The organism is Solitalea canadensis DSM 3403 (assembly GCF_000242635.2).
Taxonomy (GTDB): Bacteria; Bacteroidota; Bacteroidia; order Sphingobacteriales; family Sphingobacteriaceae; genus Solitalea; species Solitalea canadensis.
Map to the genome: position 1 here is coordinate 2,875,973 of NC_017770.1, position 16,567 is coordinate 2,892,539.

A 16,567-nucleotide genomic window follows, 5' to 3' on the forward strand; every position below is an offset into this window, starting at 1 on the left:
CAACGTATTAAAAGCCTCCTATCTGCTGATTAAAGCGTTTTACTAAATCATGTTCCTCATTTAATCCATACAGATGCAAATAGATTTCACCAACAGCCTGTTTTAATAGTTCTGCAGAAATCTTAACTGGAGGAATCGTCATTAAAAGCATTTCTTTGGGCGCCCCCTCAGCCAGATTTGGTAAATAATAAATCAGTTTTTCTATTTTCTTAGCTCCATATCGTTCATAAAAAACTAACCTTTTTAAACGCTGTTCAGTATTAGTACCATAGTCAGGATGTTCAATCTCAAATAGAAGTATTTTGTTATGCTCAAGAACCCATTGATTAATAAACTCCATGAACTGCCCACCAATTCCTTGTCCCCGCGTAGAACTTGCAACGGCCAAATAATCTAAGACGATAAAATCAGTACCTTTTAAATCCCAAACCAACGCCATTAGTCCAACCGAATTATTTTCATCAACAGCAACAAAAAGCAGTTCTCTTCCACTTACAATCCGGTCTTCGATCACCTGTTGAGCATGCCTTTCATAGTCGGGAAAAGCCTCCCGGTAAATATCCATAGCTGCTAGAAATTCGCGGCTTCCTACATCCTTTATTTCATAAAATCTGTTCATAACTGTAAGATACATATTTGTATCTCCAAGATTAAAAACAACACAAATTTTAAACAAAACCGAACGAATAATTGTTAACATTATTACACATTACAGTATAATACTTTGACATTTTAAAAAACAATAGAATATTATTTTGAAAAAATATCAAAGTATTTATATTTGCAATGACAATTTAAAACAATCCGGAAAAAGATGGAAAAGCCTCAATTTGATTTAGAAAACAGCAGATATTTTCACCAACTATTGCTTCAATTACCATTGTTTTATTTTCAGGGGCAGTACTATTGTTTTGATGATATCCGTGACATTCCGAATGAGCCTGGACGTTTGCGTTTTGCAGACCCGGAAGAATAATTCTATATTTTCCATCTCCGCTATCATTCTCTCCAAAATCTCCCTTAAATTCTTAATCACGCAAGGTAAAAAGCTTACCTTTGCAGCATACCTGATTAACTAAGTATGCTCAACGATCGCAAAATTACCGCTAACAATCCACAGGAAGCTTTTCAACGTTTACTTAATATAATGGACGATTTACGTGCCGGTTGCCCATGGGATATGAAACAAACCCATGAAAGCCTCCGCCACTTAACCATTGAAGAAGTTTATGAATTAGCCGATGCCATCCTGGAAAAAGATACTGTAGAAATCAAGAAGGAACTTGGTGACATCATGCTTCATTTAGTATTTTATGCTAAAATAGCTTCAGAAACTAGTGACTTTACCATCATTGATGTATTAAACGGAGCTTGCGATAAAATCATTTCAAGGCATCCACACATTTATGGAGATGTTACAGTACAAGATGAAGCAGAAGTAAAGCGGAACTGGGAACAATTAAAACTAAAAGAAGGAAATAAGTCCGTTTTAGAAGGCGTACCTGTTTCTTTACCTGCGTTAGTAAAAGCTTCTCGCATACAAGAAAAAGCGCGTGGCGTAGGATTCGACTGGGAAGAAAAACATCAGGTTTGGGAAAAGGTGGAAGAAGAAATGGCTGAATTTCGTTCTGAGTTCAACGAAGAAGGACCTATCGATAAGGAAAAAGCAGAAGCCGAATTTGGTGATCTATTATTCTCATTAATCAACTATGCCCGTTTTCTGGACATAAACGCTGAAGATGCCCTTGAAAAAACAAATAAAAAATTCATAAAACGCTTCCAACACCTTGAAAAAAGAGCAAAAGAAAATGGTCAACAGCTAAAGGATATGTCATTAGCAGAGATGGACGTTTACTGGAACGAAGCAAAGAAATTATAATTAAATTTAATTAGGCTCATTACATCGAATGAGCCTAATTGCTAAATTAAAATCCTACAAATTCTGTAGATTTTATATTGTAACATAAAGTTTACATTAACTTCATTAAACCTTCACAATCGGTTGATATATAGTGAAATATATTGACAATTCCAATAGTAAATATCATCATATTCGTTACAATGTAATTTGTTTTGTAAAAATACAGATATATATTGCCCTCTCTTAAACACTGTTAAGAAAAGTTATATGAAGAAAAGTTTACTTAGTTTAATTGCTGTGTTGCTCATAGTAGCAAATTCAGCAATGGCGCAAACTCGTACCATAACCGGTACGGTTACTGCGAAAGAAGATGGGCTTCCAATCCCCGGAGTTAACATTCTTGTTAAAGGAAGTTCGTTAGGTGCTCAAACAGATGCATCCGGAAAATACTCCATTGCCCTTCCGGAAGGCAGCAAAATGTTAACCTTCAGTTTTATTGGTTATTATACCAAAGAAGTAACAGTAGGTTCTACTAGCACCGTTAACATTTCACTTGAAATGAACTCAAAACAACTTGGTGAAGTTGTTGTGGTTGGTTACGGTATTCAGAAACGTCAGGAATTCACAGGTTCAGCCGCCACTGTCAAAGGCGACCTATTCAAAGAAATGCCTGTACAAAGTTTCGGACAAGGTTTAACCGGTAAAGCTACCGGTGTTAGCATCGTTCAGCCAAACGGTTTATTGAACAACCCTCCGGTTATCCGTATCCGTGGTGTGAACTCTATTTCATTGAGTTCGTTCCCATTAGTTGTTGTTGATGGTATTCCTATTTCGACCAGTGATTTATCAGTCAACTCTTCAACCAACAATCCATTAGGTGACATAAATCCTTCAGATATTGAAACTGTCGACATCTTAAAAGATGCTGCATCCACCTCAATTTATGGTTCGAGAGCAGCTGCAGGTGTTTTGATCATTACTACAAAAAAAGGTAAACAAGGTAGTGTAAAAGTTAACTATGATGGTTGGTATGGTGTAAACAATGCCGTACGTTTACCAGAAGTATTAAATGCTCAACAATACATTGATCATAAAAATGCTGCTTTAGCAAGAGCTTTAGTATTAAATGCAAATGCGGTTCCTGCTGCTCAACGAGATGCTAATGGAAAAAGTTTTTTCCCTGCTTTTAATGCAGATGGATCACTAATCGATACTAAATGGTACGATCAAATTTATCGCACTGCTTATTCACAAAACCATAACGTTAACGTGTCTGGTGGAACTGATAAAACCACCTACTTTTTATCGGCTGGCTTTACAGATCAGGATGGTTTCTTAAAATCAAATGAATTTAACCGTAAAACCGGAAGGGTTACCTTATCTCATAAAGTTACAGACTGGTTAAAATTATCAACTGGTTTAAGCTATGCAAACAGTTATAATGCTTCACCTAACAGTGGTTCTTCTCCTGGTAGTTCAGCAACTTCTAGTTCTGCTTTTAACTCTTCAGGTTTAGGACGTATTGCTGTTGCAATGGCTCCAAACGTAGCTCCTTATAATGCAGATGGCAGCTATAGTGTGTCTAATAATACAATTGGAAAGGGCAACAACCTGGTGCCAATCACTTGGTCAAATCCATTGGTATTAATAGATAAAGACAAAAATAGCTCAGAATCAAATCGTTTCATTGGTAATTTAGCTGGTGAATTCAACATCTTAAAGGGATTAACATTTAAAACATCTTATTCATTAGATAGAGCTAGTATTGAAAACATTCAATTCTGGAATCCTTTAAACGGTGACGGTTATGCTTATAGTGGTCGTGCTTATAATAATACCGCTAACAGAAATAACTGGAACTGGGTTAACACCTTACAATACTTATTTGCTCTAGATGGCAAACATAATTTCAACATTTTAGTAGGTTCTGAGGCTCAAAAAACAAGAATTGAAAACTGGGGTGCTGCCCGAGAAGGTATTGCAGATCCTTTCTTTGATCAATTTCAAGGCACCTATTCTTCTAACGTATCAGCTGGTAATGACATCAATCAACGTATGCTAGAGGGTTACTTCAGTAGCGTTAGTTACAACTATGCAGGTAAATATTTTGTAAGCGCAAACTTACGAAGAGATGGTAGCTCTGCATTAGCTTCAAACAACCGTTGGGGTAACTTTGGCGGTGCTTCATTAGGATGGACATTATCTGAAGAAGATTTCTATAAAAACTCTTCATTATCGAAAGTTATGTCTTCCGCTCGTTTAAAAGCAAGTTGGGGTAAAGTGGGTAATGCTAATATCAGTAACGATTATGGTTCATATACTACTTATGCTGCAGGTAACTATGGAGGTAATTACACTTGGGCTTTCAACCAAGCAGGGAACAACGAGTTGAAATGGGAAACTAGTAACCAAACAAACATTGGTTTTGATCTAGGTTTCATGAATGATCGTGTAACTTTAGAAGCGAATTACTATTATAACAATGTTTCTAATTTGATTCTTGGAGTACCTCAATCTCCTTCAAAAGGGATTCCTGATAACAAAATCTTATTGAACGTAGGTTCAATGTATAATAAAGGTTTTGAATTTGGCATCAATGCTGTGCCAGTAAGAACCGCAAAATTCTCATGGACTGCCAATCTGAATGTTACACTAAACAAGAACGAAGTTACTGCATTAGTTGATGACAATACACCTATTACACAAGCTACTGGTAACTTAGAAACCTCAAGTATTACTAAAGTGGGTTATCCTGTTTCTAGTATCTATGCAGTTAAAACTGCTGGGGTAAACCCAGAAAACGGTCGTAGAATTTTCATCAATAAAGCCGGTGAAAAAGTACAATACTTACACCATGGTGGAGCTAATGCATGGACTTATTTAGATGGAACTAAAGCAAATCCGGTAAACAGCAATGATGCGCAAATATTAGGGGGAACTCTTCCTACCTGGTATGGAGGATTCAATAACACCTTCCAATATGGAAACTTTGATTTAGGTGTAAACTTCACTTTCTCTGGTGGTAATTACATTTACAATGGTTCGAGAGCAGGTTTATTGGATCAACGTCAGTGGAATAACTCTGTTGATGTGTTAAATGCTTGGTCAACTCCTGGACAGAACGCGGAAATTCCACTTGCTATTTATGGTGACAATGTTTCTAATGGTTCATCTTTCCCAATTGATGCTAACGTTGAAAAAGGAGATTTCTTGCGCTTACAAAATGCTGTATTAGGTTACCGCATTCCTCAAAATGTGTTTGGCAAAATCGGTATTAACTCATTAAGAGTTTATGCACAAGTATCTAATGCATTTATTCTAACTAAGTATTCAGGTGCCGACCCTGAAATTTCAACAAACGGTAACGATCAATTGGCTGCCGGTGTTGAAAGAAATACTATTCCACAAGGCAGATCCTTCACCTTTGGTTTAAACTTAGGTTTTTAATTAATTAATTGAAAAACGATGAAATTATTCAACAATAAACATACATCATATCTTTTGAAGGTGGCATTAATTGCTCTACCTTTAACGGGTACCCTTTCTTCTTGTAAAGAAGATTTCCTTGAAGCTAAGCCTGAGCTTAACTTACCTGCAGATCAAGCTTTTGATACTCCAGCTCGTATTTTATTACAGGTTAATGGCCTTTATAGCTCGGCAAAAAATGGCTCTTTGTTTGGTGGTCGTTACATGATTTATAATGATATCAGAGGTGAAGAATTTGTAAATAACAGAGCAAATGGTGTTACAGGTTACTCTGTATGGCAACAAACTCAAACTGCTGATGACAACTACATAACTAATATTTGGTCTCAAGGTTATCTAACCATTAACCGTGTTAATCAATTTTTAGAAGGCTTAGAGGCTAACTCTTCAAAAATAGAAGCAACTTTAGCTACCAACTACAAAGGAGAAGCAAAATTTATCAGAGCATTAACTTATTTTTCTTTAGTTCAAGTTTTTGCTAAGCCTTATCAATTAGATCAAGGGGCATCAAAAGGATTACCATTGCGACTAAAAGCAGAAACTACAACAGCCAACAATGCACTGAAAAGAAGTTCCGTTGCTGAAATCTATGCTCAAATCTTGAAAGATCTAGATGAAGCAGAAACTGAACTTCCTGACAACTATGGCACTGACGCGGAGAGAAGAACTACCAGAGCTCATAAGAATTCAGCAAGAGCATTAAAAACGCGTGTATACTTGGCTAAAGGAGATTATGCAAAAGTAATTACAGAAGCGAACAAAATCGTACCTGCAACTGCTCCATTTGTTTCTCCGATAGGAGTTTCTAATGCCTTAAACCCATCTGTAACCACAACGTATACTTCATACACTACATTGGAGTCTATTTTCTCATTTCCAATGGCTGTTACAAACGTACCTGGAACTCAAAACCAGTTAGGCTACTATTTTAATACCGGTGGAGGTGCTAATCTTGAATACTTTTTAAACAAAAGTAGTAATGGTATTTGGGGCAATGCTCAATTTAGAGCATCAGACGATAGAAGAACAAAGTTAATCGGTGGTACAGCAGCAAGTCCATGTTTAATTAAGTATTCTAACGTATCTCCGTTCCTTGATTATACCCCAATGATCAGATATGCAGAGGTGTTATTGAACCTTGCTGAGGCTGAGGCTGAAGTTGGAGATCAGGTTCGCGCACGTGCATTATTAGATGCCGTTCACAAACGTTCTGATCCAACTTACGATTTCGGAACCCTTGATAAAGACGCATTAATCATCTCGATCTTAACTGAAAGACGCATTGAGCTCTTAGGTGAAGGTTTCAGAGCTAACGATGCGGTAAGAAGATTACAACCTATTAAGTCACTTGGTGCTGGTGCTGACATTCCGCCTTCGGATGCACGATACAACTTTGCTATTCCGGCTCTTGAAGTACGCACTAACTCTGCTATAAACGACTAAGAAAACTTCTAATTCACTATCTATATTTTAAGAGGAAGGTCCCCCAACGGGGACTTTTCTTTTTTCATTTACCGCTATAATTCTATTAAACACCGCAATTAATTGGCTTTTTAATAAAGCCGTACCCAAAGCCGAACAAAACGTCCCTTACAAAACAGCTTTCGCAATTGGGTTATATATTAAGAACTTAAATGAAATTATTCCGGGCTTGGTTGATCGACAGGGAGATTCTCTTTATTTTAAAACGTACAAATTACAAATAATCGAATCTGACTTTAACCAACGAAATAAACATAAGATTGCGTTAATCTATACCACTGATACTCTTGCTTTAATCGATGCGATAGGCGATTACCTTATTCTTGCTACCACAACTAAAATAACCGCCGAGCCTATCCCTACTTTTATGCTGAAACTGCAACCCAACTTATCCTTTACAAGCTATATTGCAAATAAAAGTTAGGTAAGATAAGTGAAAGATTGATAGAATGCCTTATATTTAATTTTATCAATCTTACTCATTATGAAAACGTTAAAGACTTTTATTCCATTATTTATAGTGTTATTAGCACTCTTTAGTGCATGTGTAAAGCAGTCCAATACCGAAAAATCAACTTCATTAAACGCTGATTATTTTAAATCAACAGATACCGGAGTTCAGACAGGTGGCATTAAAGTAATTCCGATACAAACCAGTAAAGGAAAATTTAACATCTGGACCAAAAGGATTGGAAACAACCCTTCTATAAAGGTTTTGCTGTTAAATGGCGGTCCGGGTGCAACACATGAGTATTTTGAATGTTTTGAGAGCTTTTTTCCCGGACAAGGAATCGAATTTATTTATTATGATCAATTAGGTTGTGGTAATTCTGATAATCCGAAAGACACTACACTCTGGGACCTACCTCGCTTTGTTGAAGAAGTTGAACAGGTTCGTTCTGCTCTTCACCTCGATACAACTAATTTTTACCTATTAGGACATTCATGGGGAGGGATTCTAGCTATGGAATATGCCCTAAAGTATCAATCAAACTTAAAAGGACTGATTATTTCTAACATGATGTCTAGTTGTCCTGATTATGGAAAATATGCTGAAAGTGTTTTGGCCAAACAAATGGACCCAAAAGTGTTGAGTGAAATAAGAGCAATGGAGGCAAAAGGCGATTTTAGCAATTCTCGATACATGGAGTTATTAATGCCCAACTTTTATGCAAAACATATCTGCAGAATTCCATTGGATCAATGGCCGGAGCCGGTTAACCGCTCTTTCAGCAAGCTTAACCAATCACTATATGTAACGATGCAAGGACCAAGCGAATTCGGGCTTTCGGGTAAGCTGGAAAAATGGGATCGTAAGGCTGACCTCAAAACACTTACTGTTCCAACATTGGTAATTGGGGCCACTCATGACACTATGGACCCTGAGCATATGAAATGGATGGCAACCCAGGTACAGAACGGGAGCTTTCTTTTATGCCCAAATGGTAGCCATATGTGTATGTATGACGATCAGAAGACGTATGTGAATGGTGTAATCAAATTCCTTAAGGAAACGAATGAAGGCAAGAAAAAAGTTGAGTTATAGTAAACATCAGCTTACTTCATCAAGTATAATTTTACAAAGAGGTTGTGCGATTCCCACAACCTCTTTATTATTTTGCCAAACTAAAAAACAGGTTATATGAAGAAAAAATTACTTGTTATTGCTTTATTATTAGGAACTGCCCAGTTAAGTTTAGGGCAGACAAAAAAAGCCATAACACATGAAGATCTGTGGCTGATGAAGCGCGTTGCAGCGCCAGAAATTAGTCCGGATGGCAAATGGGTGGTATTTAATGTTACAGACCCTTCTTATGATGAAAAGGAGCAATCAACAGACTTATGGATAGTGGCGTCTGATGGCAGCACCAAACCTCGCAAATTAACTTCAAGCAAAGCAGGAGAATCTGGGTATAAATGGAATCCGGATGGATCAAGCATTGCCTTCTCAGCTAAAAGAGATGCAGATGAAACTGCCCAGATCTATATTTTGAATTTAAAATCAGGTGGTGAGGCACAACGTTTCACGAATCTTTCAACGGGTGCTTCAAATCCAAACTGGAGCCCTGATGGTAAGCAAATTGCATTCACCAGTCGTGTTTACGCCGAAGCACTTACCGATTCTGCTAACAAGAAAATCGCAGAAGAAAAGAAAAAACTTAAATATAAAGCCCGTGTTTACACCTCCTTCCCTATCCGTAGTTGGGATCAATGGGTAGATGAAAAACAAACGCACTTGTTTGTACAATCAACTGATGTCAATGCAAAGGCGAAAGACCTCTTTGCCGGTAAGGAACTGATCAAAAACAAAGGCTTTAATTTTGGAGGCGGTATTGCATGGACGCCGGAAGGAAATTCAATTGTTTTTGTGGCAACCACTAACAGAACTGCGGCTGCATACGAAGATGTGTATACAAACTTTTATAGGGTAACTATTAAAGGCGAAGAACCGGCTCAGATTACCACATCAAAAGATGAAATCGGAGACCCGCAATTCAGTCCGGATGGTAAATACTTGTATTGTACCTATACTAATTCAATCTCCACTTCGGGCAAAGTGTATAATCTTACCCGCCTGGCTCGTTATGATTGGCCATCAATGACTAACTTTAGTATCAGGACACCTGACTTTGACCGTCCCGTTGGAGCTTTCAGCTTTTCTTCAGATGGAAAAACTATTTACCTGAATGCACAGGATCAGGGACACGAACGGGTATTTAGTCTTTCTTCAACTGGAGGTACAGTAAAACCATTAATGGAAAACGCTAAGGGTTGTTATGGTAATGTAAGTGTTTCATCACAAGGAAAAGAGCCTGTAATTGTTGCTGCTTATGAAAGTGCCGTAATGCCAGCAGAAATTGTACGCATTCCGTTAAAAGGTAATCAACATCAACAATTAAGTTTCTTTAATACGGAAAAACTTACCTCACTTGATCTTCCTGAAGTTAAAACATTATGGATGACCAGCAGTCGTGGTAAGAAGATTCATAGTCTGATGGTATTGCCTCCTAACTTTGAAGCTAATAAAAAGTATCCATTGTTTGTGGTAATGCATGGTGGCCCGGCAAGTGCCTGGTTAGATAATTTCGGTTACCGCTGGAACTACCATCTATTAGCAAAGCCTGGCTATGTATTATTACTAACCAACTATACGGGATCAACAGGTTTTGGTGAAAAATTCGGACAGGAAATTGACGGTGATCCGTTCAAAGGCCCTGCTGATGAAATCAACGAAGCCGCAGCAGATGCTATTAAAAACTTCTTGTTTATCGATGGTAGTAAACAAGCTGCTGGAGGTGCAAGCTATGGAGGTCACCTTGCTAACTGGATGGAAGCTTCCACCACTCATTATAAATGCCTGATCAGCCACGCAGGTTTGGTAAACTCCGAATCACAGTGGGGAACCAGCGATGCGATTTATCACCGCGAAATAGGTGCCGGAGGCCCACCATGGTTGCAAGGAGATATATGGAAAACTCAAAACCCTATTCGTTACGCTGCACAGTTTAAAACGCCTATTTTGGTGACTGTAGGTGAACAGGATTTCCGTGTACCTTTAAACAATTCAATTGAGAACTGGTCAGTTTTACAACGCATGAAAATACCTTCGAAACTGATTGTTTTCCCGGAAGAAAATCACTGGATTTTAAAGGCCGAAAACAGCAAATTCTTTTACCAGGAAGTGCAGGATTGGTTGAAGACCTACCTTAATTAAATGGTTCACACAAAGCCACTAAAACGTAAAGGTTTCAAGGCTTAATAATAAAAAAGTAAAGGAGTGTTGAATTTTAGAATTCAACACTCCTTTTTACTTTTATGCCATGTAAAACTTATATTCTTTGCGTCTAAGCAGCTTTGCGTGATTATTTAATCCTTTGCTACTTATGCGCTTTCAAATTGATTTTATCGAGTGTTTCGGTGTATAATTTTTCAACCTGTCGAAGAATAACAACATCCGGTTTTATCTTTCTAAACTCTTCCACCAATTTTTCGGCTTCATTATTTTCATCCTCATACTCTATCACATCTTTAAACTTATCTTCAAGAATTGAAGCAAGTACAAGATCTCTTGTTTTACCTTCATAAGTGTTCAAGGCAATCTTAAATCGTTCTGTGAACGAAGCAAGCTTCGGATTTACATTTACAATTTCGACAAAATCACCAGACAATAGATTTATATACTGTACAAAATAATTACGATAGTTTTGTATAGGCAAACAAGCGTCTGAAGGCTGCAAGCTTTTTTCTTCAAACTGTTTATAATAATGCACATTAATATCCGACCAGGGCATTTCCAGCTCATGTGTAATTAAAGCATTTTGAGTAGGATACTTTAATAAAACCAAGGCCTTTGAAAAGCGACAATCTACCTTTTCCATCATGTCAAAATAACGGATAGAAATATCACCCGGGTCTATATTTTCCATGAAATAAGACCTGGCGTACTCTTTTCTCCTGTCGTAATACCTGAATACAGAATCGTCAAAACTGGCTTCGGGAAGTAATACAGCTTGCGTATAATTTAAATTATACATCTGTATTCTTCTATTTTCCTTCATAAACGGCTTTTGCCTTTCATTATAAGGCTTTATGATCGTAAAATCCTCAATATCAAATGTAAATCGCTTTTCACGCTCCAGTAAATAATTGTTTACTATAGATCCGCAGTTATAATACTTCAACGTGTTGGTGAGTCCTTTCTGAACATCACCGGTCATGTACAAACTATAATCAGGAAAAAGAAATGAACGGATATTCGTATTCTGCCATGCAGGTTCATTACTTATGCTGAAACGAGCCAATGTTGCTTCATGAACAGTTTTTAAGGTATCCTCAAAATGACCGTCATCATGCAGACAAATGCTGTCTCTAATAGGCTCCTTCCCAAAATAACTGTCCCTATCAATAATAAGAAAAGTTCCTGGTTTAGTATTTGAAAATTGACCGCTAATAATTACATATCTCTGTTGAGCATAAATATTTAGAGACAAGAGCGTCATTACAAAGCACAAAATCTTACTCATCATGGTATTTTGGAAACTGCTTCTTTTTACGAGATTACAGTTCAAAGGTTTAGGTTTTTTAAGTTAATCGAACAAAACTTATGCAAAAAGAATGTTATATACTTACGCTAAGCGCGTTTTGTTACTTAATAGTAATTAATATTTCATAATAGATTCGTATTGTAATTAACGATAAAATACAGGCACAAATTGTGGCATTAAAAAAATCTTTACACAAATGTTAATATCATCTCACTAACAATCATTTAACGTCTTAGTTCATCTGGGTAAAATGGATTTAAAACAAAAAAGCCGTATGAATTAAATCATAACGGCTCAGTTAAAACTATGAAGAAAGATTTTTAAATGCCCAGTGCCTTATTTAAAGCAGCTTCAATTGCTTGAGTAGCGCTGGGACGAGGAGCATTGGCATCAATAAATTTTCCATTTTTATCAATAATGACGAAACGAGGTATAGAATTAATACCGTATGATTTAGCAAATAACCCGCCAAATGCGCCCTCTACATACAGAGGCGTTCCTGCAGGATTATTTTTCTGCAAACCAGATTTCCAATCATCCGTTTTCTTATCAATGGAAACGGTAATGAAAATAATGTCTTTACGGTCTTTATATTTTTCTTCCAACGTTCTTCCAAATGGAATTTCACCCACACAAGGCTTACACCAACTTGCCCAAACATCCATGTATACCACTTTTCCTTTATAATCAGATAACTTTATCGGTTTACCATTAATATCGATAGCATTAAAATTATAAGCAACTTTTCCTGCTCCAAACTCATTTAGGTATTCACGCAAGGATAGTAATTGCTTTTTAACAGGCTCAAAAAGTGACGACTTAGTGGCAACTGCAAGGGATTTGCTTAGCAATGCTTCAACTTCAGCAAATTGTTCTTTGGTAATAGTACGTTTATAAGCTTCATTCTTTTCAAACAACGAAGAAGCTCTCACAATATCTCCACAAACTCCTGTCCATGTCGTTTCCGCGTTACTATCTTTTTTTCCAACCAGGTAATTATAATAATTGACCATAAACAAGCGATAGGGCTCTGCAGCAATTTCATTTGCTTCAGATCTTACTATTGCCGGGGTTAAAAATCCATACCAATCTTTGTCAACCTGCACTTCTTCAATTTTCATATGCTTAGCATAGTCATTGTGCTGGCTTTCATACATTAGTTTTGCATCAGCTTCACCATAATTTATTGCAGCTAATTCAGCTTTCTTAAAATCATCAAAATACTTTGCATCAGCCTTCTTAGCAAATTCATTAAGCATGACACGCTGTGCTGAGTAATACTTTGTTACAGTATCATTATAAACTTTGGGTTGTTGCAAAAAAGCCTGAGTATTACCTTTCTGAAGAAGAGAATAATTCTCTCCCTCTGCGTTTTTCCCCTTAAATCCGCCTAACATTGAAACAAAGCGAATTGAATAAAAATCTGTTGAGTTGAAGAAAAACTGCTGCTGTTTCTGCTGCAGATAGGTATTGGCATCAGCCCCAATTCCTGAAAACGAAACATTATCTAAATACAAAGTTCCAAATTTTGCTTTCCCTGTAATTTTAAGCTCATAGCCAGGAGCCAGGAAAAGTTGAGTTCTGGTAACTCCGAATTTACCTTTTTCTGTACTTGTAAGTGTACAATAGGCAGCTTCTGATAGAGAAATCGTTTTATTAAATGATCCATCGGCTAATACAGCAATTGTATCTACCGAAAAAGTCATTGTGCCAATAAGGTCTTTCCGGTAAAGAAATAGTTTGTTGTTTTTTAAACTATCAATTTTTCCACTAATGGTAGCTTGTTGTTGGGCATATGTAGTACATGTACCCAACAAAATAATTACTATTCCTAAAAGGAGCTTTCTCATAAATTGGTTCAGCATTAAATCTGACACTAATACAGAGAGACTGCCCAATTTACCCCAATACCAACCGTAATATAGCTGTTACAATAATTATTTAAATCGAAGGGCCTTTATTGGCGTGATACGGGTTACTAACATTGAAGGAATTAAAAGCATTAGCACACAAGCAATTAATGTTCCGGCATTTAATAGAATAACAACGCTCCAATGAAGTTCAATAGGAACAAAATTCATGTAATACGATTGCTGATCGAGTGTGATAATTCGAAAATGTTGCTGAATCAGACAAAAGCCAATCCCTAAAATATTCCCAATCAGCATACCACGTAAAATCAAGTAGGATGCTTTATATAAAAAGATTTTACGGATAGAAAGATTTTCAGCCCCCAACGCTTTTAACAAACCGATCATATTAGTTCGTTCAAGAATTAAGATTAATAGCGCTGATATCATATTGATTCCGGCAACGAGCAGCATTAGTACCAAAATGACAATTGCATTCACATCTAACAGTGCCAGCCAGTCGAAAATGGCCGGATAACGTTCACGAGCAGAATAAGCGGCCAGGTCTTCGCCGGCATTCTGGAAGATATAACTAGAGATCGTATCTATTTTCTTATAGTCATTAACCGCAATTTCGTACCCACCTACCTCATTCGCTTTCCAGTTGTTCAGTCGCTGAATTACTTTAAGATCACCTAAAACATACATTTTATCCAGCTCTTCGATACCAAGATCAAAAATACCGGAGATTTTGAATTTACGGCGGCGAAGTGGCTCCTGTACAAAATACATCAGAATATTGTCGCCGGTTTTTAACTTTAGTCGATCAGCTAAAAACTGAGAGATCATTACTTCATTGGCAATGCTGTCGTTATTTAAGGTTAGGGTTTTACCGGAAACAAGTTTATCCTTATAAAATTGCCAGTTAAAATCAGTTCCAACGCCTTTTAGTACCACCCCTTCAATTTCATCATTAGCAGAAATAATTCCAGTTTTGGTAGCAAATGATTGTATATGTCCTATTCCAGGAGTTTTGCTAAGCAGTTGAGCTGCATGATCATTTAACTGAATCGGATTGTTTTCAAGAGATGTATTGAGATCATATTTTACCAATTGAATAGCGCCCGAAAACCCGGTAATTTTACTTCTGATTTGTCCCTGAAAACCTGTTACGATAGCAAAAGCAGCGATCATTACGGCAAGGCCAAGTGCGATCCCTGTAATTGCAATAGTGACTATAACTTTTGAAAATGTTCGTTGTGCGGAGGAAGAAATGCGTTTAGCAATAAACAGTTCTAAGTTCAAAATGATCGTTTTTAGCTTTCTACAAATGTGCTTTAAATTGGCGGTTTGTGCAAGTAAATATGTTCAGACAACTTCAACATGTTGCTTTACAATTTCATTTTTTAGCAGTAATTTAACTTCTGCCATACTTATCTGAAGATCCGGAAGTTATCCGGCAAATTACCTTGAACATAAAATGATTTTAAGCTCGCTCTTATGGATTACAAAGATTATTACAAGATTTTAGGGGTTGATAAATCCGCAACTGAGGCCGAAATTAAAAAGGCTTACAGGAAACTTGCCATTAAATATCATCCTGATAAAAACCAAGGCGATAAAGCATCTGAAGAAAAATTTAAGGAAGTAAGTGAGGCTTATGAAGTGCTGGGTGATAAAGAAAAACGTACAAAGTATGACCAGTTCGGTGAAAACTGGAAATATTATGAACAGCAACAAGCTCAAGGTAAGGCTCAGGGTGGTTTCGACTGGTCTAAATGGCAAGCACAGAACCAGGGTGGTGCTTATTCGTACCAGGGCAATATGAATGATTTCTTTGGAGAGAGCGGACAAGAAGGGCATTTTTCTGATTTCTTCGAAAATTTATTTGGTGGCCGATTCACTGGCTCCCGACAACAGCGAACAAGGGCTAGAAAAGGCCAGGATCTGCAGGCAGAAATGGAAGTTAGTCTGGAAGATGCTTATAATGGTTGTGCGAAGCAAATTGAACTCAGCGGGACTAAACTTAATCTAAAACTAAAACCTGGATTATACGACGGACAAGTAATTCGTCTGAAAGGCAAAGGTGCTCCCGGCCTCAATGGTGGCGAACCCGGGCATTTGCTGATTACTTTACATATTACTCCTCACCCTAAGTTTGAATTAAAAGGCAGGGATATTTATACCGATATAGATATTGATTTATACACGGCTGTTCTTGGAGGAAAAGCAACGGTAAAAACTTTAGGTAATAATGTAAACATTACCATTGCTGAACATACCGATAGCGGCAAGGTCTTCCGCCTTAAAGGAATGGGAATGCCGGATTATGATCACCCTGAAACTAAAGGCGACCTGTATGTTAAAACGATTATAAGACTGCCGAAGCACTTTAGTGTTAAGGAAAAAGAACTGTTTCATCAATTATCCACACTAAAATCCGAAAACCATGCTAAAACTGTATAACTATCTGGATGAAGTTATTTTAACTCAGAAAATTACGCAACAAGCGCATCCTCCCTTACAGTATTCATTAAGTGAGCTAATGGAATTACTGGAAATTGAACAACCTAATGAACTTTTAGAACCATTAAAACGCGCCATTAATGTGTGCGTTTCATTACATATTTCGGTAGAAGACAATTTTAAAAAGGTGTACAAGTATGTAGATGGGGAGATGAAACCAGATTGGGAGCTTTCACCTCTGGCAGGTTATTTATTGATGATCAATTGTGATCCAAGTAATCCGATTATAGCTAAAGCACAATTACTGTTTATCCTTCAAAAAAAGATATGAGAAGTAGGCTATTAGCCGTTAGCTGTTGACTATTACTTAGCTAACG

At 37.2% G+C, this 16,567-nt stretch carries 12 protein-coding genes; 8 read left to right on the forward strand and 4 right to left on the reverse strand.

Features of this window, described 5'->3' with window-relative positions; all coding sequences use genetic code 11:
• Positions 1 to 7: 7 nt before the first annotated feature.
• Entirely contained in the window at positions 8 to 619 is a 612-nt protein-coding gene (locus SOLCA_RS11805) for a GNAT family N-acetyltransferase (RefSeq protein WP_157604560.1), read from the reverse strand.
• Positions 620 to 814: 195 nt separating this feature from the next.
• Between SOLCA_RS11805 and SOLCA_RS23170 the strand changes: the two genes are divergently transcribed.
• The 6 genes from SOLCA_RS23170 to SOLCA_RS11835 all read left to right on the forward strand — a co-directional run bounded on the left by SOLCA_RS23170 (position 815) and on the right by SOLCA_RS11835 (position 10,544).
• Positions 815 to 976 (forward strand): hypothetical protein, encoded by a 162-nt coding sequence (locus SOLCA_RS23170; RefSeq protein WP_014680684.1) that lies wholly within the window; start codon positions 815 to 817, stop codon positions 974 to 976.
• A gap of 105 nt (positions 977 to 1,081) precedes the next feature.
• Positions 1,082 to 1,879, forward strand: a complete 798-nt coding sequence (gene mazG, locus SOLCA_RS11810; RefSeq protein ID WP_014680685.1) for a nucleoside triphosphate pyrophosphohydrolase — start codon at positions 1,082 to 1,084, stop codon at positions 1,877 to 1,879.
• A gap of 249 nt (positions 1,880 to 2,128) precedes the next feature.
• Complete coding sequence (locus tag SOLCA_RS11815) at positions 2,129 to 5,308, forward strand: SusC/RagA family TonB-linked outer membrane protein (protein ID WP_014680686.1); 3,180 nt, start codon at positions 2,129 to 2,131, stop codon at positions 5,306 to 5,308.
• Positions 5,309 to 5,326: 18 nt separating this feature from the next.
• Complete coding sequence (locus tag SOLCA_RS11820; protein ID WP_014680687.1) at positions 5,327 to 6,790, forward strand: RagB/SusD family nutrient uptake outer membrane protein; 1,464 nt, start codon at positions 5,327 to 5,329, stop codon at positions 6,788 to 6,790.
• A gap of 523 nt (positions 6,791 to 7,313) precedes the next feature.
• Positions 7,314 to 8,375 (forward strand): proline iminopeptidase-family hydrolase, encoded by a 1,062-nt coding sequence (locus tag SOLCA_RS11830; RefSeq protein ID WP_014680688.1) that lies wholly within the window; start codon positions 7,314 to 7,316, stop codon positions 8,373 to 8,375.
• Between the two features lie 96 nt (positions 8,376 to 8,471).
• Positions 8,472 to 10,544 (forward strand): S9 family peptidase, encoded by a 2,073-nt coding sequence (locus tag SOLCA_RS11835; protein ID WP_014680689.1) that lies wholly within the window; start codon positions 8,472 to 8,474, stop codon positions 10,542 to 10,544.
• 163 nt (positions 10,545 to 10,707) lie between these two features.
• Here the strand turns inward: SOLCA_RS11835 and SOLCA_RS11840 are convergent, their stop codons facing one another.
• The 3 genes from SOLCA_RS11840 to SOLCA_RS11850 form a co-directional block, all read right to left on the reverse strand.
• On the reverse strand, positions 10,708 to 11,898 hold the full coding sequence (locus SOLCA_RS11840) for a hypothetical protein (RefSeq protein ID WP_157604561.1): 1,191 nt from the start codon (positions 11,896 to 11,898) through the stop codon (positions 10,708 to 10,710).
• Positions 11,899 to 12,194: 296 nt separating this feature from the next.
• Entirely contained in the window at positions 12,195 to 13,724 is a 1,530-nt protein-coding gene (locus SOLCA_RS11845) for a TlpA family protein disulfide reductase (protein WP_014680691.1), read from the reverse strand.
• Between the two features lie 87 nt (positions 13,725 to 13,811).
• On the reverse strand, positions 13,812 to 15,029 hold the full coding sequence (locus SOLCA_RS11850) for an ABC transporter permease (RefSeq protein ID WP_014680692.1): 1,218 nt from the start codon (positions 15,027 to 15,029) through the stop codon (positions 13,812 to 13,814).
• Positions 15,030 to 15,224: 195 nt separating this feature from the next.
• On the opposite strand from SOLCA_RS11850, the gene SOLCA_RS11855 reads away from it, so the two are divergent.
• Positions 15,225 to 16,190, forward strand: coding sequence for a DnaJ C-terminal domain-containing protein (locus tag SOLCA_RS11855; protein ID WP_014680693.1), 966 nt, complete (start codon positions 15,225 to 15,227; stop codon positions 16,188 to 16,190).
• Positions 16,174 to 16,521: a hypothetical protein gene (locus SOLCA_RS11860; protein WP_014680694.1), complete on the forward strand. Its 348-nt coding sequence runs from the start codon at positions 16,174 to 16,176 to the stop codon at positions 16,519 to 16,521. Before SOLCA_RS11855 ends, SOLCA_RS11860 begins: the two co-directional genes overlap by 17 nt.
• Positions 16,522 to 16,567: the final 46 nt, after the last annotated feature.

Bases quoted from the DNA above. Each gene is read 5' to 3' on its own strand.
- SOLCA_RS11805 (WP_157604560.1), bottom strand. From the start codon at position 619: ATGAACAGATTTTATGAAATAAAGGATGTAGGAAGCCGCGAATTTCTA.
- SOLCA_RS23170 (WP_014680684.1), top strand. From the start codon at position 815: ATGGAAAAGCCTCAATTTGATTTAGAAAACAGCAGATATTTTCACCAA.
- mazG (WP_014680685.1), top strand. From the start codon at position 1,082: ATGCTCAACGATCGCAAAATTACCGCTAACAATCCACAGGAAGCTTTT.
- SOLCA_RS11815 (WP_014680686.1), top strand. From the start codon at position 2,129: ATGAAGAAAAGTTTACTTAGTTTAATTGCTGTGTTGCTCATAGTAGCA.
- SOLCA_RS11820 (WP_014680687.1), top strand. From the start codon at position 5,327: ATGAAATTATTCAACAATAAACATACATCATATCTTTTGAAGGTGGCA.
- SOLCA_RS11830 (WP_014680688.1), top strand. From the start codon at position 7,314: ATGAAAACGTTAAAGACTTTTATTCCATTATTTATAGTGTTATTAGCA.
- SOLCA_RS11835 (WP_014680689.1), top strand. From the start codon at position 8,472: ATGAAGAAAAAATTACTTGTTATTGCTTTATTATTAGGAACTGCCCAG.
- SOLCA_RS11845 (WP_014680691.1), bottom strand. From the start codon at position 13,724: ATGAGAAAGCTCCTTTTAGGAATAGTAATTATTTTGTTGGGTACATGT.
- SOLCA_RS11855 (WP_014680693.1), top strand. From the start codon at position 15,225: ATGGATTACAAAGATTATTACAAGATTTTAGGGGTTGATAAATCCGCA.
- SOLCA_RS11860 (WP_014680694.1), top strand. From the start codon at position 16,174: ATGCTAAAACTGTATAACTATCTGGATGAAGTTATTTTAACTCAGAAA.